We start from the raw sequence: 19903 nt of genomic DNA on the forward strand, positions 1-19903 counted from the left end.
CCTCAGTAGTCGGCCAGCGCCGAGGGGCGCGTGGCGTGGGCGGGCATGGTGGTGAGGTAGCCGTCGCCGACGGGAGCGGGCATGGTGCTGAAGGAGCTGTCGCCGACCCGCACACTGCGGACACTCGTGTCGACGAGGCTGTCGCTGCCGTGGTACGCCCCCTTGGACAGCCGTACTTTGTCGGCCAGTTCGTGCAGCGCCGATTCCAGGGCCTTGACTTCCGCCTCCCAGGCGGCGGCGTACGCGTTGAACGCCGCGGCGGCGTCGGGACCGCCGAGCGCGTCGTCCATGTAGCACATGCCGGGCTGGATCGCCTCGCCGATCTTGCCCGCGTCGTCGCCCGCGGCGTCCAGGTCCTTCGCCTGTCCGGACATCCCGGACTTGGCGGTGTAACCGTCCGAAGACGCGCCCATCAGGCTCCCCCGTTGAAATGATCACGACCGCGGGGGAGGCTAACACGCGACACCCGGCGGGAAGTCCGGGTGTCACGCGCCCCGCACCGAGTCGACACACCATCCCCGCCGTGACGCCGTGCCGTCAGACCAGGAGAGCAACCGGCATGCCAGCCCCCGCAGACCGCAAGCACCGCATGGTGACCGCCTTCCAGCGGCGCATCGCCAACCCCCTCAACCGGCGCCTGCCGTTCCAGACCCTCCTGGAGACCACCGGCCGCACCTCCGGCCTGCCCCGGCGGACCCCGGTGGGCGGGCGCCGGGTCGGTGAGTCCTTCTGGCTGGTCTCCGAGTTCGGCCACAAGTCGCAGTACGTCCGCAACATCCAGGCCGACCCGAGGGTCCGCGTCCGCCTCGCCGGCCGCTGGCACCACGGCACCGCCCACCTCCTCCCCGACGACGACCCCGTCGCCCGCCTGCGCGCCCTCCCCTTCTTCAACAGCGCGGCGGTACGGGCCTTCGGCACGGACCTGCTGACGGTGCGGGTGGATCTGGAGGACTGAGCGGGAGCGGAGCGGCGCTCACCCCGGCCACACGATCGCCTGCACCTCGCTGTACGCATGCAGGGCGTACGAGCCCACGTCCCGCCCCACCCCGCTCCTCTTGAACCCGCCGAACGGGGCCTCCATGTTGCGGCCGACGGTGTTGATGCCGACCCCGCCGGCCCGCAGGCGCCGGGCGACCCGGAAGGCGCGGGCGACGTCGCCGGACCAGACGTAGTCGATGAGGCCGTAGTCGGAGTCGTTGGCGAGGGCGACCGCCTCGTCCTCGTCGTCGAAGGGGATGACGCAGACCACCGGCCCGAAGATCTCCTCGCGGGCCACCCGCATGTCGTTGGCGCAGTCGGCGAGCAGCGTCGGCGCGACGTAGAACCCGCGCTCCAGCGGCGGCCGTTCGCCGCCCGCCACCACGGTCGCGCCCTCCTTGCGGCCGAGTTCGACGTACGACTCGACGTGCGCCCGGTGCTCCGCCGAGATCACCGGTCCGACGACCGTGTCCGGCTCCGACGGATCGCCCACCTTCAACCTGCGCGCGTACCCGGCGAGTTGCTCCACGAGCCGCTCGTACACGCCCCGCTGCGCCAGCACCCGGGTCGGCGCGGTGCAGATCTGCCCGCTGTAGAAGGAGAAGGTGGTGCCGATGCCGGCCACGGCCGAGCCGAGGTCGGCGTCGTCGAACACGAGGGCCGCGCCCTTGCCGCCCAGCTCCATCAGCTGGCGTTTCATGTCCCGCCCGCACACCTCGGCGATGCGCCGGCCGACGGCCGTGGAGCCGGTGAAGCTGACCATGTCGACGTCCGCGGACGCCACCACCGCCTCGCCCACGGCCACGTCCCGCCCGCAGACCACGTTCACCACGCCCGGCGGTGCGCCGGCCGCCTCCAGCGCCTCGGCCATCCGGTAGACGGACAGCGGGTCCTGCGGTGCGGGCTTCACCACCACCGTGTTGCCCATGACGAGCGCCGGGGCGACCTTCCCGGCCGGGTTGGCCCAGGGGTTGTTGTACGAGGTGACGCAGGTGACGACGCCGACGGGCTGCCGCAGCGCCAGCGCGCCCATCACCCCGGCCCTCCCCATCGGCCCGGCCTCGTTGATCTGCGGGGCGACCGGCCACTCGGCGCTCTCCACGCTCGCGTACCGGCGGAACCGGGCGGCGGCCACCCCGACCTGCATGGCCCGGGCGGTCGCGGTGGTCGCCCCGGTCTCGGCGCGGGCGAGTTCGGCGTACGGCACCAACTGGCCGCGGATGATCTCCGCCGCCCGCGCCAGCACCGCCGCCCGTTCCTCCGGCCGGGTCCGCGACCACGGCCCGAACGCCTCCCGGGCCGCCGCGCAGGCCGCCCGGGCCTGCTCCGGCGAGGCCTCCGGCGCCCGGCCGACGGTCTCCTCGGTGGCCGGGTCGGTCACCGGGTAGTACCCGCCATCCGGCTCGGTCCACCGGCCGCCGACGAACAGCCGCTGCCCGTCGCTCACCGCGTCCCCACCGTCCGTGTGTCGGTGCCCGAGCGCAGCACCCTGCCCGGTACGGCGCCGCTCACCACGTCGTCGCGGATCGCCTCGACCCCGTTGACCCACACGGCCCGCACCCCGATCGCCGCCGAATCCAGCCGGGGGCTGTCGCCCGGCAGGTCGTGCACGAGCCGCGCCTGCCCGGCGTCGATCCGCTCCGGGTCGAACAGGACCAGGTCGGCGTGGAAGCCCTCGCGGATCCGGCCCCGCTCCCGCAGCCCGAACAGCCGCGCCGGATCGTCGGTCAGCATCCGCACCGCCCGCTCCAGACCGACCAGCTTCCGCCCCCGCAGACAGTCCCCGAGGAACCGGGTCGTGTACGGCGCCCCGCACATCCGGTCCAGATGCGCCCCGGCGTCGGAGCCGCCCAGCAGGACGTCCTCGTGCTGCCAGGTCTCGGCGCGCAGCGCCCAGGAGGCGGGGTCGTTGTCGGTCGGCATCGGCCACAGCACCGTGCGCAGTTCGTCGGCCGCGCAGATCTCCACCAGGCAGGCGAAGGGGTCAAGGCCGCGCTCCTCGGCGATGTCCCGCACCACCCGGCCGCTCAGGCCCCGGTTGGCCTCGCTGTAGGTGTCCCCGATGACGTACCGGCCGAAGTTCGCGAGCCGCCGGAAGACCCCCGCCTCCTTGGAGCGGGCCCGGCGCAGCATCTCCGCCCGCACCTCCGGGTCCTTCAGCCTGGCGATCCGCTCGGGTACCGGCAGTCCGAGGATGGGCCCCCACCCGGGGATCAGGTTGAGGGCGCAGAAGGTGCCCAGGGACATGTTCATCGGGGTCAGGATGGGCATGGTGAGCGCCACGATCCGCCCGCCGGCCTTCCGCGCCCGCTCGCTCGCGCTCAGCTGCCGGGGCACCCGCTCCGGTACGGCCGCGTCGACGGTGAGCACGTTCCAGTTGAGCGGCCGCCCGGCGACCGCGCTCATCTCCACGAGCAGATCGATCTCGTCGTCGTCGAACTGGTCCAGGCACCCGGCGACGATCGCCTCGATCTGCGTGCCCTCGTGCTCCCCGACCGCCCGGGCCAGGGCGAGCAGTTCGGCGGGCCTCGCGTGCCGGGAGGCGACCGGCCTGCCGTCGCCGTCGGAGTGGGTGCTGGACTGGGTGGTGGAGAACCCCCAGGCGCCCGCGTCCATCGCCTCGTGCAGCAGCCGTACGATCTCGGCCAGTTGCTCCTCGGTCGGCTGCCCGCCGACCGCGTCCGGTCCCATCACGTGCCGGCGCAGCGCGCAGTGCCCGACCATGAAGCCCGCGTTGACGGCGATCCGGCCGTCGAGCGCGTCCAGGTACTCCCCGAAGGAGCTCCAGTTCCAGGGCGCCCCCTCCTCCAGCGCCACCAGGGACATCCCCTCCACCTTGGACATCATCCGGCGCGTGTAGTCGGCGTCCTCGGGGCGGGCGGGGTTCAGCGGGGCGAGGGTGAACCCGCAGTTCCCGGCCGCGACCGTGGTCACCCCGTGGTTCAGCGAGGGCGTGGCGTACGGGTCCCAGAAGAGCTGGGCGTCGTAGTGGGTGTGGGGGTCCACGAAACCGGGGGCGAGGACGAGGCCCGCGGCGTCCTCGGCGGTGCGGGCCTCCTCGGTGACCTCGCCGACGACGGCGATACGGCCGTCCCGGATGCCGACGTCGGCGGTGAAGGCGGGGGCGCCGGTGCCGTCGACGACGGTGGCGCCCTTGATCACATGGTCCAGCATTCCCGCGAACCCCCTCAGACCGCTTGGCGGAACCGGCTCGTCCGGTGCACGGGATCCGTGTCGATCTTCGGGATCACGTGCTCCCCGATCAGCCGTATCGTCTGGAGCGTCTCCTCCTTCGGCACCCCCACCGGCAGCCCGAAGCTCAGCTGGTCCGCGCCCGCCTGCTCCCAGCGCTTGCACTGGCGCAGCACCTCGTCCGGGTCGCCGCAGATCAGCAGCTCCTCCTCGATGAGCAGTTCCACGAACTCCGGTGTGTACGGGGGCAGCGTCTCCGGCCAGACGGGGAAGCCCTCCGGCCGGGGGAAGGTGTCGTGGTACCGGAAGACCAGCGACGGCAGGTAGTGCAGCCCGCCGCCGACCGCGATCCGGATCGCCTCGTCGTGCGTCGGCGCGCAGATCGCGGTCGTCGTCACCATCACGTTGTCGTTGACGAAGTCCCCGACCGGCTCGGCGTTCACGACCGCCGTCTTGTACTGCTCCAGCACCCACTCCATGTCGGAGACCTTCTGGATGCTGAAGCCGAGCACGCCGAGCCCCTTCCTCGCGGCCATGGCGTACGACGCCGGGGACCCGGCCGCGTACCACATCGCCGGGTGGGACTTCCCGTACGGCTTCGGCAGGACCTTCCTCGGCGGCAGCTGCCAGTGCTTGCCCTGGAAGCCGGCGTACTCGTCCTGGAGCCACATCTTCGGGAACTCGGCGATGGTCTCCTCCCAGATCTCCTTCGTGTAATTCATGTCGGTCACACCCGGTATGAACCCGAGGATCTCGTGGGACCCGGCGCCCCGCCCGCTGCCGAACTCGAAGCGGCCCTCGCTGAGGTGGTCGAGCATGGCGACCTTCTCGGCGACCTTCACGGGGTGGTTGACCTGGGCGAGCGGGTTGAAGATCCCGGAGCCCAGATGGATCCGGTCGGTCGCGTGCGCCAGGTAGCCCAGGAACACGTCGTTGGCGGACAGGTGCGAGTACTCCTCCAGGAAGTGGTGCTCGGAGGCCCAGGCGTACTTGAAGCCGGACCGGTCCGCCTGGATGACGTACTCGGTCTCCTCCATCAGCGCCCTGTGCTCGGCGAGCGGGTCGGTCTCGGCGCGCTTGCCCACGTATCCCTGTACAAAGAGCCCGAATTCCACGGCGGTTCACCATCCCGGTCCAGGTGGTCCTGCGAGTCCTGTGAGTCCTACGAACTTTCTGACGTACCGTCAGATTCGTCAATAGCTGACACCTCGTCAGCCCATTGGGCGGATGTCCGTCAGATGACGCTGACCCCGGCCAGCCACCCGCCGTCGATCACGAACGGCTGCCCGGTGATGTACGAGGAGTCCGCCGAGGTGAGGAAGAGCGCCAGCCGCGCCACCTCCTCCGGCTGCCCGACCCGGCCGAGCGGCACGAGCTTGCGGTACAGCTCGTCCAGCGCCCGGCTCATCTCCTCCGGGTCGGCGTCCGGGTCCAGGCGGGCCGGGTTGGACATGGGGGTGTCGATGGCGCCCGGGCAGATCGCGTTGACCCGGATCCCCCGGCCGGCCAGCTCCAGCGCCGCGACCCGGGTCAGCCCCAGCACTGCGTGCTTGGTGGCGGCGTACGCGCCGACGGCCGCCATGCCGGTGAGCGCCGTGTAGGAGGCGGTGTTGACGATCGTGCCGCCTTCCGGCAGCTCCGGCGCGACCGCCTTCATGCCCAGGAAACAGCCGACCTGATTGACCCTGACGACCTGCATGAACTCGTCCAGCGGGGTGTCCGCGAGGGCGTTGAAGCGCAGGATGCCCGCGTTGTTGACGAGCCCGTCGATGCGCCCGTAGGCCTCCTTCACCGCCCCGACGGCCGAGCGCCAGCCGTCCTCCTCGCCCACGTCGAGGTGGACGTACAGCGCCCCGATCTCCTTCGCCAGGGCCTCGCCCCGCTCGTCCAGCACATCGGCGACGGCCACCCGCGCGCCCTCCTCCCGAAAGAGCCGCGCCTCCTGCTCGCCCTGCCCGCGGGCCGCCCCGGTGATGACGACGACCCGCCCGTCCAGCTTGCCCATGGAGTCCTGTCCTCCTCAGTCCAGCCGGGGCGCGACCTCCGCCCCGAACAGTCCGATCTGCTCGGTGAGTTCGGCCCGGCTCCGGCTGCGGAACCGCACCTGGATCTGGTCCACGCCCATCGCCCGGTACGCCCGCAGCGACGCGGCGACCTCCTCCGGCGCCCCGGTGAGGGTCCGCCGCCCGACCTCCCAGCCGGCCCGCCCGACGTACAGCGGCTCGGTGATGGCCCCCACGGTGAACGCCCCTTCGACGCCCGCCTCTTCGCGCAGCCGCCGGATGCGGGCGATCTGCGCGGGCAGCCGGTCCCGGGGATCTCCCTGCGGCAGCCAGCCGTCGCCCTTGAGGGCGGCCCGGCGCACGGCGGGGGGCGAGGAGCCCCCGACCCACAGGGGAACGACCGGCTGAGCCGGCCGGGGGAGCTGGCCGAGCCCGGCGAAGTCGTAGAACTTGCCGTGGTGTTCGGGGAACTCCGCCGGCCCGAGGGCCGCCCGCAACGCGTCGATCGTCTCGTCCAGCACAGCCCCCCGCCGCTCGAAGTCGGCCCCGACCGCCTCGAACTCCTCCCGCACGTGCCCGGCGCCCACCCCGAGGACCAGCCGGCCGCCGGAGAGGTGGTCGAGGGTGGCGTACTGCTTGGCGGTCAGGAGCGGGTGCCGCAGCCCGACGACGGCGACATGGCTCAGCAGCCGCACCCGCTCGGTGACGGCGGCGAGGTGGGCGAGGGTGGCGACGGGGTCGTACCAGACCGTGCTCATGGCCCCGGCGAGGCGGCGCGGGATCGCCACGTGGTCGCAGACGGCGAGATAGCCGAACCCGGCCCGGTCCGCCGCCCGCGCGATCTCCACCAGATCCGCGGTCCCGGCCCCGGCCTCCCACTCCTCGGCGTAGATCGTGCTCTGCGACTGGACGGGCAACTGCATGCCGTACGTCAGGGATGCCGGGGCGCTCACCTGGGCCCCCGCCACAGCCCGTCCCGCGTCAGCCCCAGCAGCTCGATGGCGTTGCCGCGCACGATCCGCTCGACCACGCCGTCCGCCAGGTGCCCCATCTGCGTCCCGGCGACCTCGCGGGACTTGGGCCAGGTGGAGTCGGAGTGCGGGTAGTCGGTCTCGTACAGGACGTTGCCGACGCCGATGGAGTCGAGGCTCCTGAGCCCGAAGGCGTCGTCGAAGAAGCAGCCGTAGACGTGCTCGGCGAAGGTCTCCGACGGCGGCCGGGTGACCTTGTCGGCGACCCCGCCCCACCCCCGGTTCTCCTCCCACACCACGTCGGCGCGCTCAAGGATGTACGGAATCCACCCGATCTGCCCCTCCGCGTACATCACCTTGAGGTTCGGGAAGCGCTCGAACTTCCCGCTCATCAGCCAGTCCACCATCGAGAAGCAGCAGTTGGCGAAGGTGATGGTGGAGCCCACGGCGGGCGGGGCGTCGGCGGAGGTGGAGGGCATGCGGCTGCTGGAGCCGATGTGCATGGCGACGACCGTGCCGGTCTCGTCGCACGCCGCGAGGAACGGATCCCAGTCGTCGGTGTGCACGGACGGCAGGCCCAGGTGCGGCGGTATCTCGGAGAACGCGACGGCCCGCACGCCCCGCGCCGCGTTGCGCCGCACTTCCTCGGCGGCCAGCTCGGCGTCCCACAGGGGTATGAGGGTGAGCGGTATCAGCCGGCCGCGCGCCTTCGGCCCGCACCACTCCTCCACCATCCAGTCGTTGTAGGCGCGCACGCACAGCAGGCCGAGCTCCTTGTCGGCGGCCTCCGTGAAGGTCTGTCCGCAAAAGCGCGGGAAGGTCGGGAAACAGACGGCCGACTGGACGTGGTTGACGTCCATGTCGGCGAGCCGGGCGGGGACGTCGTACGACCCGGCCCGCATCTGCTCGTACGTGATGACTTCGAGCCTGACCTCGTCGCGGTCGACGCCGACGGCGGTGTCGAGCCGGGTGAGCGGCCGCCGGAGGTCTTCGTAGACCCACCAGTCGCCGACGGGTCCGTCCGTGCCGCCGGGATCACCCATGACGGGCTTGAACCGTCCGCCGAGGAAGGTCATCTCCTTCAGCGGCGCGCGCACGATCCGGGGTCCGACGTCCAGGTACTTCTTCGGCAGCCGGTCCTGCCAGACGGTGGCGGGCTCCACGGTGTGGTCGTCGACGGAGATGATCAGCGGGAACTGTGGTGTCTCCATGGGCCTCACGGTAGCGCCGATCTGACGACCCGTCAGCTAGTGAGTCGCGGTCCGCTGTGTGCGAAGACCGTGTGAGGGCTTTGTGCACCCCGTCGCGCCGACCTGTGATCGCCGTCTCCCACGGCTGACGCAACCGCCCGGAACAAGGCAAACTGACGGGGTTGTTCGTGGACCCGAGGGGGACCAACGCATGGACGATGGGCCGCGAGTGCCTGAGCAGCGGCGTCCCGGCTCCGTGACCGTCACGGAACCGGAGGCGCTGCGGTTCGGCGTGCTCGGTCCGGTACGGGCCTGGCGCGGCACCGAGCCGCTCAGCACGGGCTCCCCGCAGCAGCGCGCCCTGCTGGCCGCCCTGCTGCTGCGCGAGGGCCGTACGGCGACCGCGGCGGAGCTCATCGACGCCCTGTGGGGCGCCGAGCCCCCGTCGCAGGCGCTGGCGGCCCTGCGCACCTACGCCTCCCGGCTGCGCAAGGTGCTGGACCCCGGCGTGCTGGTCAGCGAGTCCGGCGGCTATGCCGTCCGGGGCCTGCGCGAGGGCGCCCTGGACCTGGCGCAGGCGCAGGAGCTGGCGGCGCTGGCGGACAAGGCCCGCACCGCCGGAGACCTGCACCGGGCCCGCGACCTGCTGAACGACGCCCTCGGCCACTGGGACGGCGAACCCCTGGCCGGCGTGCCCGGCCCCTACGCCGAGACCCAGCGCGTCCGCCTGGAGGAATGGCGCCTGGGCCTCCTCGAATCCCGCCTGGACATGGACCTGGAGCAGGGCTGCCACGCGGAGGCGGTCTCGGAACTGACCGCGCTGACCGCCGCCCACCCCCTGCGGGAGCGCCTGCGCGAGCTGCTGATGCTGGCGCTGTACCGCAGCGGAAGACAGGCCGAGGCCCTCGCCGTCTACGCCGACACCCGCCGCCTCCTCTCGGAGGAGCTCGGCGTGGACCCGCGCGCGGGCCTCAGCGAGCTGCAGCAGCGCATCCTCCAGGCCGACCCGGCACTGGCGGAGCCCTCGTCGCCGTCGGCGGAACCGGCCGTCGGCGCGGTCCGACCGGCCCAACTGCCCGCCTCGGTACCGGACTTCACCGGCCGGGCGTCCTTCGTCGCGGAACTGAGCGACGTACTCGCCTCGGCGTCGGAGTCGGCGGACGCCGGCAACCGGGTGATGGCGGTCTCGGCGCTGGCGGGCATCGGCGGCGTGGGCAAGACGACACTGGCGGTGCACGTGGCCCACCGGGCCCGCACGGCCTTCCCGGACGGCCAGCTGTACGTGGACCTCCAGGGCGCGGGCCCGCGTCCGGCGGAACCCGAGACGGTACTCGGCTCGTTCCTGCGCGCACTGGGCACGGCGGACTCGGCGATCCCGGACAGCATGGAGGAACGGGCGGCCCTGTACCGCTCGGTCCTGGACGGCCGGCGGGTACTGGTCCTGCTGGACAACGCCAAGGACGCGGCCCAGGTACGCCCGCTCCTGCCGGGCACGGAGGGCTGCGCGGCCCTGGTGACGTCCCGCGTCCGCATGGTCGACCTGGCGGGCGCCCACCTGGTGGACCTGGACGTGATGTCCCCGGAGGAGGCGCTGGCCCTCTTCACGAAGATCGTGGGCGAGGAACGGGTGGCGGCGGAGCGGGAGGCCGCCCTGGACGTGGTCGCGTCCTGCGGCTTCCTCCCCCTCGCGATCCGCATCGCGGCGTCCCGCCTGGCGGCCCGCCGCACCTGGACGGTCTCCGTCCTGGCGGCCAAGCTGGCCGACGAACGCCGCCGCCTGGACGAGCTCCAGGCGGGCGACCTGGCGGTGAAGGCGACGTTCGAACTGGGCTACGGCCAGCTGGAACCGGCCCAGGCCCGCGCCTTCCGCCTGCTGGGCCTGGCCGACGGCCCGGACATCTCGCTCGCGGCCGCGGCCGCCGTCCTGGACCTCCCGGCGGAGGAGACGGAGGACCTCCTGGAGTCCCTCGTGGACACCTCCCTCCTGGAATCGGCCGCCCCCGGCCGCTACCGCTTCCACGACCTGGTCCGGCTCTACGCGCGTGCGTGCGCGGAGCGGGACGAACAGCCGCCGAGCGAACGGGACGCGGCGATGTCCCGCCTGCTGGACTTCTACCTGGCCACGGCGGCACAGGTGTACGCGATGGAGCGGCCGGGGGACCGGCTGGTGGATCATCTGGAGGAGACCGGCGTCTCCGGGCTGGTCTTCGCCGATCGCCGTGCCGCTCGGGACTGGCTCTACTCCGAAGCCGTCCCACTGCTGGCCTGCGTCCGGCAGTCGTCGAGCGGTGCCACGCTGCGGCGCGCCGTCGACCTGCTGTGGACGGCGGTCGACCTCGCCGAGTCGGGAGCCAACTTCAAGGAGTACGAGGCGGCCGGTACCGCGCTGCGCGCCGCTTCCCATGCCGCGGCTGACGGCAAGGCCGAGGGACGCGCCATCCTGGTGCTGGCCAACGCCCGTCACTGGTCGGGGCAGTTCAAGCAGGCCTACGCGGAGGCGGAGCAGGCGCTCGCCCTCTCGGAGGCGGCCGACGACGCTCTGCCCCGCTGCTGGGCGGCCAATATCCTGGGCGTCTTCGCCTACTACCAGAACCGCTATGCCGAGGGTGAGGCCCACCTGGAGCGTGCCATCGAGGACTTCCGTGCCTGCGGCGACCTGTCCGGCGCGGCGGCCGCGCTGTGCAACCTCTCCCGTCTGCACCTCCAGACCGAACGGCCCGACAGCGCGGTACATCTCGCACGGCAGGGCACCGAGATGTACGAGGAGCTGGGTCACTCCCTGAAAGCCGCCAACGGCCACTACGCCCTCGGGCTGGCACTGGGCAAGAGCGGCAGGCTGGAGGACGCCGGCAGGCATCTGAGTCAGGCCCTGCTCGTCTTCCGCACCAGTCGGCAGCGTCTGTGGGAGGGCATGACCCTGTTCCGTCTCGCGGAAGTGGACCTGCAGGCCATGCGCCCCGCCCAGGCCGCCGCCAACGCCGAGATGGCGCTGACGCTGCTCAGGGAGATCGGCGGCGAATGGCGCCGCGGCAACGCACTGACCGTTCTCGGGAAGTCCCTGAACGGCATCGGCCACACCGGCAGGGCCCAGGTCTGCTGGCGCGAGGCGCTGGACATCTACGAGCGGTTGAACTCTCCGGAAGCGGCGGAGGTCCAGACGCTCCTGACACCGGCCGCCGCGGCCTGATCCGGGCGCCGGGACCGGATACGTCGTTCATCGTTCGTTTATCGCCCCACGGCACTCTCTTGGGTGTCGGGCCGTCGCGTCGGGGGGCAGACGGACCGGCCAGTGAGACCGTCACACTCGCGATCTAGAGTGGGCGGCTCCAGCGGCCCGTCCGGCCGGCCCCGGGGGAGCGGCCGGACGGGCCCGGCACAGCCGCAACGCGATCTCCAAGGGGAGGACCTGATGAGCGACATCACCAAGGACGAGACGGTCATCAAGCCGGACAACACGCACATCACCGACGCCGAGGCCGGCTCCACGGTCAAGCCGCTCAACACGCACATCACGGACGCCAAGGCTGCCGCCGACGTCAAGCCGCTCAACACCCACATCACGGATGTCGAGGCGGTGGCCGCCGACGGCACGGTGAGCCCGGACAACACCCACATCACGTCCGACCCCAGCTGAGCCAACTCCCGCACGGGGGAGCCGGCCGCGACGGCGCCGAGGGGGAGCCGTCGCGGCCGACGTGTGTCTGGAATCAGTACCTTCGACGTCGACTCTCCAAGGAGACCTTCATGACCCGCATCGCGAAGATCGTCGCCACCACTGCTCTACTGCTCGGCGCGACCGTCGCCGCCGCGAGCCCGGCCCTGGCCGACAACCACCAGCCGGTGAGCCCGGACAACACCCACGCCACCATCGTGTCGCCGGACAACATCCACATCACGGGCAACGTCAGCTGAATCAACCGGCACCACCCAGCTCGCACCACACCGTCTTGGCCTCCACCCCCCCGCTCCACACCCCAGCGCAGCGCCACCGCCTCCAGCAGGGCGAGGCCGCGTCCCTCCTCGTCGTCGGGTGCGGCGGACCGGGACAGGGGGAGGGCCTGCCCGGCCGGGTCCGTCACCTCGACGCGGATGCGATCACCGTCCGACCGGACCACCCGCACACGGATGGAAATCCCCTCCCCCACATGCCGGATCACGTTCGTGACGAGTTCCGTGACGCAGAGTTCGGCGTCCGGACAGGGTGCGCCCAAGTAGCGGCGAACGGTACGCCGAAGCCCCCGCAGCGCCTCCGGTACGGCGGGAAGCTCGACATCCAGCGGCGCCCGGCCCGGTGCCGCGTCGGAGCCCCTCAGCGCCGCCGCCAGCCTGCGCGCCATGGCGGCGTTGCAGTTGCCGAGCGCAACCAGGCCGACCGGTGGCCGGTACGCGCCCGCGAAGCTCGGCAGGTCCACCCGGAGGGACGGCAGGGTGATGCCGTGGCTGGACAAGGCAGCGCGCAGGTCATCTACGCAGAGGGTGATGTCGTAGACGGAGTTGTCGGATTCGGACGACGGCATGACTTCGTACGCCTCCCTGTGCTTTCTGTGACGAACAGTCACACAGTGACGCCTCCATCGGTACCGTTTGAAGAGCTTTCGACTACGCAGAGCAACAAGCAAACGGCGGTGATGAGTTGTGCCCCCACGCAAGGACCCCGACGCATCGGCCAACGTCCCCTCCTTCTACGGCGCCGAGTTGCGCTATCGACGGGAACTGGCGGGACTGACCCTGGAGCAACTGGCGGAAGGTAGCTTCCGTGGCGTCCCTTTCCTGAGCCAGATCGAACGCGCCGAGCGACGCATGCCGGTGGATCTGGCCCGGCATGTCGACAAGGTCCTGAAGACGGACGGGTTTTTCGAGCGGCGTTGTGAAGATGCGCGCAGGGCACGGCAGTCGGGTCATGCGGAGTACTTCGCGGATGTGGCGGAGATGGAGCAGCATGCGGAGACGATCGAGGAGTGGGCGCCGATGCTCCTGCCTGGTCTGCTCCAGACCAAGGAGTACGCCCAAGCCGTCATCGAGACGGGAAGCCCGTGGTTGCCGACCGCGACCATCGAACGGCAGGTCAGCGCCCGGCTGGAACGCGCCAGGCTCTGGGAAAACGACGAACCGCCCGCGTTCTGGACCGTTATTCGCGAGCCGCTGGTCCGCACGTCGCTGCTGTCTTCCGAGGAGATGGCAAAACAGCTGGAGCACATCGCGCGTGTGGTCCGCTCTGCACGAGGCGTTCTACAGATCTTGCCGGAAACAGACGCCGGCCACCCACTCATGATGGGCATGATCAAGGTCATGACGTTCCCGGACGCACCGCCCGTGGTCTATACCGAGGGGCTCCACAGCGGCCAACTCATCGACTATCCGCCCATCGTGAAGGACTACCGCAGGTCGTACGATCTGCTCAGGGCCGCGGCACTACCACCTGAAGCGTCCCTGGCCATGATCGAGCGGGCGGCGAAGGACTACCGAAATGGCAAGCATCGGGCTTGACTTGAGCGGCGTGCAGTGGCGCAAGAGCAGTTACAGCAACTCCAGCGGCGGCGACTGCGTCGAAGTCTGCGATGCTCACCCCGGCGTGATCCCCGTCCGCGACTCGAAGAAGGCCCAGGACGGACCGGTGCTCCTCTTCCCGCCCCTCGTCTGGGACGCCTTCGTCAGCTCGCTCAAGGGCTGACCAGGGTTATCCACAGGGCAAGCGGCAGGGCGGGGTTTCTGCGATCTTGCCCTGGTGGAGCGCAGGGACTTGAGGGCGCTGGCGGACAGGGGCGTCCTGCTCACCTCACGTGCCGTCGAGGCCGGCTGGCCCCGGCGCAGTCTCACGCGTGCGCTGCGCGCGGAGGGCTGGACCCAACTCCGGCACGGCGCCTGGGCGGAGCCGGGGCAGAGCCCGGACCTGCTCACTCGGCTCCGGGCGGTGCTGTTCCGTGAACCCCGGCTGATCGTGAGCCATGGTTCGGCGGCCACCCTTTGGCACATCGAGTTGCTCGGCGACAGCCGTGGTAGCCGTAAGGCACCGTTGGAGTTCACCGACCCCCAGCTCACCCTCCGCCGCCTGAGCAGCGACGTACACGTACACCGCCTCCAGATCGACCCGACCGACGTGGTGGAACGGCAGGGACTGCGCCTCACCAACCCCACCCGCACGGTCACCGACCTGCTCCGACGCGGTCCGAGGGACGAGGCGGTCGTCGCAGCGGACTCGGCGCTGACCTACCGCAGGGTCGGGCACGTCCGCCGCGCACCGCTCACCCGGTGGGACGACATCGTCGCCGCGCTGGAGTCGGCTGGGCAGGCTCAGGGGGCGGCCCGGGCCCGGCGCTGGCTGCCCCTGTGCGACCCGCTCGCCGGTTCCCCGGCGGAGACGGTTGCCCGACTCCGCATATACGACGCCGCTCTTCACCCCGAGAGCCAGGCCGAGGTGCGCACACCGGACGGACGCCGCCGCACCCTCGACTTCCTCTTCCGGGCTGCGGGGTTGGGCGTGGAGATCGAGGGCTACGTCTACCACGCCACCCGTGACGCCCACCGCCAGGACATCACCCGCTTCAACCAGCTCTTACGGTGCCCGGAGATCCGCGGCCTCCTCCGCTTCAGCGCCGAGGACGTTTTCCACCGCCCTGCGTACATGGTCGAGGAGATCAGGTCCACCTTGGCCGACCTGACCGGTGCCTCCAAGTGACCGTGGGGCCGGGGGCCCCGACCGGCGTGCCCCTACCGTCACTCGCGTCGCGGGCCGGGGCAGGAGGGGCGCACCGGGTGGGCTCGGCGGCAGCGGATGAGGGTGGAGGCGCATCAGCAGGCGGGGACGCCGCGTTGGCTCAGCGGCTGCGGCCGAGTGGGGGGTGGGGGAATCGGGGTCCAGGCGGATTGGGAGGCGGCGCGGACCTGAGCGGACTCGGATGGCAGGGATCGGGGAGCATTTGGAAGGTTTGGGCCATCCCCATGGCCACGGCCCCGCCAGCCCCCGCACCGACCGCCCCTATCCGTCCCCCTCCCACCCCCAACGCGCCCAAATCATCCAACTTCCCCATTCCTCGTGACTGGTAGGAGTGGTGTGACTGATGAGGCCGAAGGGAAGGGACGCCCCCCTCCCCCAGCCTCCCCCAACCCGCAAGCCGCCGCCCCCACCCGGCGTGCAGGCGAGGCGCGGGTGCGCACCCGCAGCCCACGGCGACTGCCCAGTAGGCCTCGGGGGCCAACCCCGGTAAGGCGCCCACTTTCCCCGGGCTGCACGCTCGCTTCTTCCGCGTGCTGGAGCGAGGTGTGTCAAGGGTGGCCCGCAGGGCCATCGGCGCAGCCGACGCGGGAGTGGAGCGCAGCGGAACGGGAGCGCCCTTTACACACCTCGCGGAAGCACGACACTGAGAGAGAAGCGGGCGGCCCAAGGGCAACCTCTCCGACCCCGGATCAGCTCAACCCCCTACCTTCGTCTCCTCCCCCGCAGCTCCCCCTTCAGTACCTTCCCGCTCGCGTTCCTCGGCAGTTCGGGGACGAATTCGACTGCCCTCGGCACCTTGTAGTTCGCCATCTCGCGGCGGGACCAGGCGATCAGGTCGTCGGCGGTGAGGGGGGAGCCCGGGTGGCGGACGACGTAGGCCTTGCCGACCTCTCCCAGCCGTGCGTCCGGTACGCCGATCACCGCCGCCTCCCGCACCTCCGGGTGGAGGGCGAGGAGTTGCTCTATCTCCGCCGGGTACGCGTTGAAGCCGCCGACGATGAACATGTCCTTGATCCGGTCGGTGATGCGGAGGTTGCCCGAGGCGTCCAGGACGCCCACGTCGCCCGTGCGCAGCCAGCCGTCCGGTGAGATCGTCGCCGCCGTCGCCTCGGTGTCGCCGTAGTAGCCCTGCATGACGTTGAAGCCGCGCACCAGGACCTCGCCCGCCGCGCCGTCCGGCACCGGCGCGCCCCACGCGTCGGCCACCCTCACCTCCGTGCCCGGAATCGCCCGGCCGGACGTCGAGGCGATCAGCAGCGGGTCGTCGCCCCGGCGGCACATCGTGACGACCCCGCTCGCCTCGGACAGGCCGTACGCCGTGAGAACCGTCTCCACGCCCAGTTCCCCCCGCAGGCGCTCCACCAGGAGCAGCGGCACGACCGCCGCGCCGGTCACCACCAGGCGCAGGGCGGAGAGGTCGTGGGCGTCCCGGGAAGGGTGGTCCAGCAACGACTGATGGAGGGTCGGCGGGCCGGGCAGTACCGACACCCGTTCCGCCGCGATGTTCGCCAGCGCCGTCTCCACGTCGAAGACCGGCTGCGGGATCATCGTCGCCCCGCGCGTCAGGCAGGCGATCACCCCCGCCTTGTAGCCGAAGGTGTGGAAGAAGGGGTTGACGATGAGGTAGCGGTCCGTGGCGCGCAGGCCGGCCAGGTCGGCCCAGATGCCGTACGCCCGCAGTGTCTGCCCGTGCGTGATCATCGCGCCCTTGGGGCGGCCCGTCGTACCCGACGTGTAGACGATGTCCGAGAGGGAATCGGCGGACAACTCCGCCTCCCTCGCCCGCACTTCGGTCTCCGACACCCCCTCCCCGGCCGCCAGGAAGTCCTTCCACGTCCGGAACTCCGGTGGTGCGTCCTCCGACAGGACCACCGCGTCCGTCAGTTCCGGCAGGCCCGGCAGGGGGGCCCGGGTGCCGGCGCCCGCGTCGGTGCCGGGTGCCGCCGTGACCACTCCCGCCGCCCGGCGCAGGGAGGCCACGTACGACGTGCCGAGGAAGGTGCCCGTCACGAAGAGCAGCCGGGCTCCGCTGCGGCGCAGTACGTCCGCCGCCTCCGCGCCCTTGAAGCGGGTGTTGAGCGGGACGAGGACCGCGCCCGCGCTCACCGCGCCCAGTGCCGCGACGATCCAGTCCAGGGAGTTGGGGGCCCAGACGGCGACGCGGTCGCCGGTCCGTACGCCGCTCGCGATGCAGGCGGCCGCCGAGCGGTCCACGCGCGCGCCGAGTTCGGCGTACGTGATCCTCGTCCGGCCGTCCACCACGGCCTCGCCGTCCGCGTACCGCTCGGCCGACCAGCGCACCAGTTCCGGGACAGTCCCCCAGTCGCCCATGGCAGGCCTCCTTCACCATCTCGTACCTGACTATCCGTCAGATTAACTGTAATCTGACGTACAGTCAGGTGTGGGGACGCGATGAGGGGGACACCATGGCAGCCGCCGGGCTGAAGGACGCCACCGCCGTCGTCGGGATCGGGCAGACCTCGTTCGCCAAGCACCTGCCGGACGACGAGAAGACGCTCGCCTGCCGGGCCGTGCTCGCCGCGCTCGACGACGCCGGGATCGCGCCCGGCGAGGTCGACGCGCTCGCCTCCTACACCATGGAGGAGACCGACGAGGTCGAGCTGGCCAAGGCGGTCGGGTTCGGGGATCTGACCTTCTTCAGCAAGGTCGGGTACGGCGGGGGCGGTTCCTGTGCGACCGTCGCGCACCTCGCCGCCGCCATCGCCTCCGGGCAGGCCTCCGTGGGCGTGGCATGGCGGTCCCGGAAGCGGGGCAGCGGGCCCCGGCCGTGGACGAACACCACCGTCCAACTGCCCACCCCCGCCCAGTGGACCCGGCCCTTCGGGCTGCTGCGGCCCGCCGACGAGATCGCGATGCTCACCCGCCGCTACATGCACGAGTACGGCGCCACCCGCGACCATCTCTTCAATGTCGCCCTCGCCTGCCGCAACCGCGCCAACCAGAACCCGGCCGCCGTGATGTACGAACGGCCGCTGACCCGCGAGATGTACATGACCGCCCGCTGGATCAGCGAGCCGCTGTGCCTCTTCGACAACTGCCTGGAGACGGACGGGGCGCTCGCCTGTGTCGTCGTGGGCAGGGAGCGGGCGCGGGACTGCCGGCAGCGGCCCGTCTACGTCCACTCCGCCGCCCAGGGGCTGCCCGCCCAGCACCACGGGATGGTCAACTACTGGAACGACGACCCGCTCACCGGGCCCGCCTGGAGCACCGCCCGGCAGCTGTGGAAGCAGGCCGACCTCACCCCGGACGACGTCGACGTGGCGCAGATCTACGACGCCTTCACCGCCCTCGTCCCGCTCTCGCTGGAGGGGTACGGCTTCTGCGGGCGGGGGGAAGGGGGCGCGTTCACGGAGGGGGGCGCGATCGAGATCGGGGGGCGGCTGCCGCTCAACACCTCCGGGGGCGGGCTCTCCGAGGCCTATGTGCACGGCTTCAACCTCATCACCGAAGGGGTGAAGCAGCTGCGCGGCACCAGCACCGCCCAGGTGCCCGGCGCCGCCGCCTGCCTGGTCACCGCCGGCGAGGGCGTGCCCACCTCCGCCCTCCTCCTCAGGAACTGAAGGAGCCGACCATGCTGACCCCGGTCACCGACGCCGACGGCGCCCCCTTCTGGGAGTACGCCGCCCGGGGCGAACTGCGCGTCCAGGCCTGCGCCGACTGCGACGAGCTCCGCTTCCCGCCCCGCCCCTGCTGCCCGCACTGCCAGTCGTTCGCGAGCGAGTGGCGGGCGGTGTCCGGGAGGGGGCGGATCTGGTCGTACGTGGTGCCGCATCCGCCGCTGCTGCCCGCGTACGCGGAGCAGGCGCCGTACAACGTCGTCGTGGTGGAGCTGGAGGACGCCCCGCGCATCCGGCTCGTGGGCAATGTGGTCAGCCGGGCCGGGGCGCCTCTCGGTTCCCTCGATCCGGGGCGGCTGCGGATCGGGGCGCGGGTGCATGTCGTGTTCGCGGGCGGCCTCCCGCAGTGGGTCCTGTCGTGAACACCGTCCGGGTCGACGTCGACAAGGACACCGGCGTCGCCGTCGTCACACTGGACCGGCCCGCGCGGCTCAACGCCGTCGATCTGGAGATGGTGCGCGAACTGACCGCCGTGTGGCGGGAGTTCAGGGTCGACGACGCGGTGCGGGCGGTCGTGCTCACCGGCGGCGGGGAGCGGGCCTTCTGCACCGGGATCGACCGGGACGTCGTCGTGCCGCAGCCGTCGTCGCCGTACATGCAGGACGATCCGCTGCTGCGGCTCGGGCCCAAGGCGAACGACCTGTGGAAGCCGGTCGTGGCCGCCGTGCGCGGGATGGCCTGCGGGGGTGCCTTCTATCTGCTCGGCGAGTGCGACTTCGTCATCGCCGACGCCAGCGCCGTCTTCTTCGATCCGCACACCTCGTACGGCATGGTCAGCGCGTACGAGTCCATGCTGCTGGCCGCGCGGATGCCGTACGGGGAGGCGGCCCGGATGATGCTCATGGGCACCGCCGAACGGGTCTCCGCGCGGCGGGCCCATGAGATCGGGCTCGTGTCGGAAGTCACCGAGGAGGGCGGGGCGTTGGCCGCCGCGGTGCGCTGTGCGGGGGTGATCGCCGGGTATCCGGCGCAGGGAGTGCAGGGGACCGTGCGGGCGCTGTGGGCGGCGCGGGAGGCGGCGCTGGCGCACGCGTTCGCGCAGGCGCCGCACCTCATCGCCCTCGGCAACCTGCCGGCCGAGCGGCAGGCGGAGCTGTTCGCGGGGCGGCGGACGGGCGGGTTCCGGGTGCGGTGACCGTGCGTCGTCACCGGCGGCACCGCATGGCGGGTGTCCGGGGCCGGGGGTAGCGTCAGCCCTGGGACGGCCGCCGTCCGG

General features: G+C 71.7%; 18 protein-coding genes. 9 read left to right on the forward strand and 9 right to left on the reverse strand.

Annotated elements, in window-relative coordinates; all coding sequences use genetic code 11:
* Positions 1 to 2: 2 nt before the first annotated feature.
* Positions 3 to 413 carry a hypothetical protein gene (locus AC4OXY_RS23415; RefSeq protein ID WP_491994577.1) on the reverse strand — a complete coding sequence of 137 codons (411 nt, stop codon included), beginning with the start codon at positions 411 to 413 and terminating at the stop codon, positions 3 to 5.
* Between the two features lie 146 nt (positions 414 to 559).
* On the opposite strand from AC4OXY_RS23415, the gene AC4OXY_RS23420 reads away from it, so the two are divergent.
* On the forward strand, positions 560 to 955 hold the full coding sequence (locus tag AC4OXY_RS23420; protein ID WP_356020019.1) for a nitroreductase/quinone reductase family protein: 396 nt from the start codon (positions 560 to 562) through the stop codon (positions 953 to 955).
* Between the two features lie 18 nt (positions 956 to 973).
* Here AC4OXY_RS23420 and AC4OXY_RS23425 read toward each other — a convergent pair whose 3' ends face one another.
* From AC4OXY_RS23425 to AC4OXY_RS23450, 6 genes are all read right to left on the reverse strand, one after another.
* The gene (locus AC4OXY_RS23425; RefSeq protein ID WP_491994578.1) at positions 974 to 2425 is read right to left on the reverse strand and encodes an aldehyde dehydrogenase family protein; all 1452 of its coding nucleotides are present in this window, start codon (positions 2423 to 2425) and stop codon (positions 974 to 976) included.
* Entirely contained in the window at positions 2422 to 4152 is a 1731-nt protein-coding gene (locus AC4OXY_RS23430) for an N-acyl-D-amino-acid deacylase family protein (protein ID WP_491994579.1), read from the reverse strand. The genes AC4OXY_RS23425 and AC4OXY_RS23430 overlap by 4 nt, the downstream gene beginning before the upstream one ends.
* A gap of 14 nt (positions 4153 to 4166) precedes the next feature.
* Entirely contained in the window at positions 4167 to 5285 is a 1119-nt protein-coding gene (locus AC4OXY_RS23435; protein ID WP_362816683.1) for an LLM class flavin-dependent oxidoreductase, read from the reverse strand.
* A 119-nt stretch (positions 5286 to 5404) separates the two neighbouring features.
* The gene (locus AC4OXY_RS23440) at positions 5405 to 6175 is read right to left on the reverse strand and encodes an SDR family NAD(P)-dependent oxidoreductase (RefSeq protein WP_376287532.1); all 771 of its coding nucleotides are present in this window, start codon (positions 6173 to 6175) and stop codon (positions 5405 to 5407) included.
* 15 nt (positions 6176 to 6190) lie between these two features.
* The gene (locus AC4OXY_RS23445) at positions 6191 to 7096 is read right to left on the reverse strand and encodes an LLM class F420-dependent oxidoreductase (protein ID WP_356020593.1); all 906 of its coding nucleotides are present in this window, start codon (positions 7094 to 7096) and stop codon (positions 6191 to 6193) included.
* 26 nt (positions 7097 to 7122) lie between these two features.
* A complete protein-coding gene (locus tag AC4OXY_RS23450) occupies positions 7123 to 8355 on the reverse strand; it encodes an amidohydrolase family protein (protein ID WP_491994580.1) in 1233 nt (410 codons plus the stop codon).
* Between the two features lie 190 nt (positions 8356 to 8545).
* Between AC4OXY_RS23450 and afsR the strand changes: the two genes are divergently transcribed.
* Together afsR and AC4OXY_RS23460 are read left to right on the forward strand one after the other, a co-directional pair.
* Complete coding sequence (gene afsR, locus AC4OXY_RS23455) at positions 8546 to 11521, forward strand: SARP-family global regulator AfsR (RefSeq protein ID WP_491994581.1); 2976 nt, start codon at positions 8546 to 8548, stop codon at positions 11519 to 11521.
* Positions 11522 to 11743: 222 nt separating this feature from the next.
* Positions 11744 to 11968: a hypothetical protein gene (locus AC4OXY_RS23460; RefSeq protein ID WP_356020034.1), complete on the forward strand. Its 225-nt coding sequence runs from the start codon at positions 11744 to 11746 to the stop codon at positions 11966 to 11968.
* Positions 11969 to 12041: 73 nt separating this feature from the next.
* On the opposite strand, the gene AC4OXY_RS23465 is transcribed toward AC4OXY_RS23460, so the two are convergent.
* Complete coding sequence (locus AC4OXY_RS23465) at positions 12042 to 12851, reverse strand: ATP-binding protein (protein WP_491994582.1); 810 nt, start codon at positions 12849 to 12851, stop codon at positions 12042 to 12044.
* 118 nt (positions 12852 to 12969) lie between these two features.
* Here AC4OXY_RS23465 and AC4OXY_RS23470 point away from each other — a divergent pair, with 118 nt between their 5' ends.
* From AC4OXY_RS23470 to AC4OXY_RS23480, 3 genes are read left to right on the forward strand one after another with little or no spacing between them, the layout of a single operon-like run.
* Entirely contained in the window at positions 12970 to 13821 is an 852-nt protein-coding gene (locus tag AC4OXY_RS23470) for a helix-turn-helix domain-containing protein (protein WP_402062710.1), read from the forward strand.
* Entirely contained in the window at positions 13802 to 14005 is a 204-nt protein-coding gene (locus tag AC4OXY_RS23475) for a DUF397 domain-containing protein (RefSeq protein ID WP_402062708.1), read from the forward strand. Before AC4OXY_RS23470 ends, AC4OXY_RS23475 begins: the two co-directional genes overlap by 20 nt.
* Before the next feature lie 54 nt (positions 14006 to 14059).
* Complete coding sequence (locus AC4OXY_RS23480) at positions 14060 to 15010, forward strand: hypothetical protein (RefSeq protein ID WP_376287542.1); 951 nt, start codon at positions 14060 to 14062, stop codon at positions 15008 to 15010.
* 741 nt (positions 15011 to 15751) lie between these two features.
* Here the strand turns inward: AC4OXY_RS23480 and AC4OXY_RS23485 are convergent.
* Positions 15752 to 17380 carry a FadD3 family acyl-CoA ligase gene (locus AC4OXY_RS23485; RefSeq protein WP_491994583.1) on the reverse strand — a complete coding sequence of 543 codons (1629 nt, stop codon included), beginning with the start codon at positions 17378 to 17380 and terminating at the stop codon, positions 15752 to 15754.
* Between the two features lie 95 nt (positions 17381 to 17475).
* Here AC4OXY_RS23485 and AC4OXY_RS23490 point away from each other — a divergent pair, with 95 nt between their 5' ends.
* Genes AC4OXY_RS23490 through AC4OXY_RS23500 form a run of 3 tightly spaced genes read left to right on the forward strand, consistent with a single transcriptional unit; the run spans position 17476 to position 19822 of the window.
* Positions 17476 to 18630 carry a lipid-transfer protein gene (locus tag AC4OXY_RS23490; protein ID WP_356020048.1) on the forward strand — a complete coding sequence of 385 codons (1155 nt, stop codon included), beginning with the start codon at positions 17476 to 17478 and terminating at the stop codon, positions 18628 to 18630.
* A gap of 11 nt (positions 18631 to 18641) precedes the next feature.
* Entirely contained in the window at positions 18642 to 19049 is a 408-nt protein-coding gene (locus tag AC4OXY_RS23495) for a Zn-ribbon domain-containing OB-fold protein (protein WP_376287544.1), read from the forward strand.
* Positions 19046 to 19822 (forward strand): enoyl-CoA hydratase/isomerase family protein, encoded by a 777-nt coding sequence (locus tag AC4OXY_RS23500; protein ID WP_402062701.1) that lies wholly within the window; start codon positions 19046 to 19048, stop codon positions 19820 to 19822. The genes AC4OXY_RS23495 and AC4OXY_RS23500 overlap by 4 nt, the downstream gene beginning before the upstream one ends.
* Positions 19823 to 19903: the final 81 nt, after the last annotated feature.

The organism is Streptomyces sp. HUAS MG56, from assembly GCF_058673395.1.

Excerpts from the sequence above, each read along its gene's own strand:
- AC4OXY_RS23415 (WP_491994577.1), bottom strand. The coding sequence starts at position 413 with ATGGGCGCGTCTTCGGACGGTTACACCGCCAAGTCCGGGATGTCCGGA.
- AC4OXY_RS23420 (WP_356020019.1), top strand. The coding sequence starts at position 560 with ATGCCAGCCCCCGCAGACCGCAAGCACCGCATGGTGACCGCCTTCCAG.
- AC4OXY_RS23430 (WP_491994579.1), bottom strand. The coding sequence starts at position 4,152 with ATGCTGGACCATGTGATCAAGGGCGCCACCGTCGTCGACGGCACCGGC.
- AC4OXY_RS23440 (WP_376287532.1), bottom strand. The coding sequence starts at position 6,175 with ATGGGCAAGCTGGACGGGCGGGTCGTCGTCATCACCGGGGCGGCCCGC.
- AC4OXY_RS23445 (WP_356020593.1), bottom strand. The coding sequence starts at position 7,096 with ATGCAGTTGCCCGTCCAGTCGCAGAGCACGATCTACGCCGAGGAGTGG.
- AC4OXY_RS23450 (WP_491994580.1), bottom strand. The coding sequence starts at position 8,355 with ATGGAGACACCACAGTTCCCGCTGATCATCTCCGTCGACGACCACACC.
- afsR (WP_491994581.1), top strand. The coding sequence starts at position 8,546 with ATGGACGATGGGCCGCGAGTGCCTGAGCAGCGGCGTCCCGGCTCCGTG.
- AC4OXY_RS23460 (WP_356020034.1), top strand. The coding sequence starts at position 11,744 with ATGAGCGACATCACCAAGGACGAGACGGTCATCAAGCCGGACAACACG.
- AC4OXY_RS23465 (WP_491994582.1), bottom strand. The coding sequence starts at position 12,851 with ATGCCGTCGTCCGAATCCGACAACTCCGTCTACGACATCACCCTCTGC.
- AC4OXY_RS23475 (WP_402062708.1), top strand. The coding sequence starts at position 13,802 with ATGGCAAGCATCGGGCTTGACTTGAGCGGCGTGCAGTGGCGCAAGAGC.
- AC4OXY_RS23485 (WP_491994583.1), bottom strand. The coding sequence starts at position 17,380 with ATGGGCGACTGGGGGACTGTCCCGGAACTGGTGCGCTGGTCGGCCGAG.
- AC4OXY_RS23490 (WP_356020048.1), top strand. The coding sequence starts at position 17,476 with ATGGCAGCCGCCGGGCTGAAGGACGCCACCGCCGTCGTCGGGATCGGG.
- AC4OXY_RS23495 (WP_376287544.1), top strand. The coding sequence starts at position 18,642 with ATGCTGACCCCGGTCACCGACGCCGACGGCGCCCCCTTCTGGGAGTAC.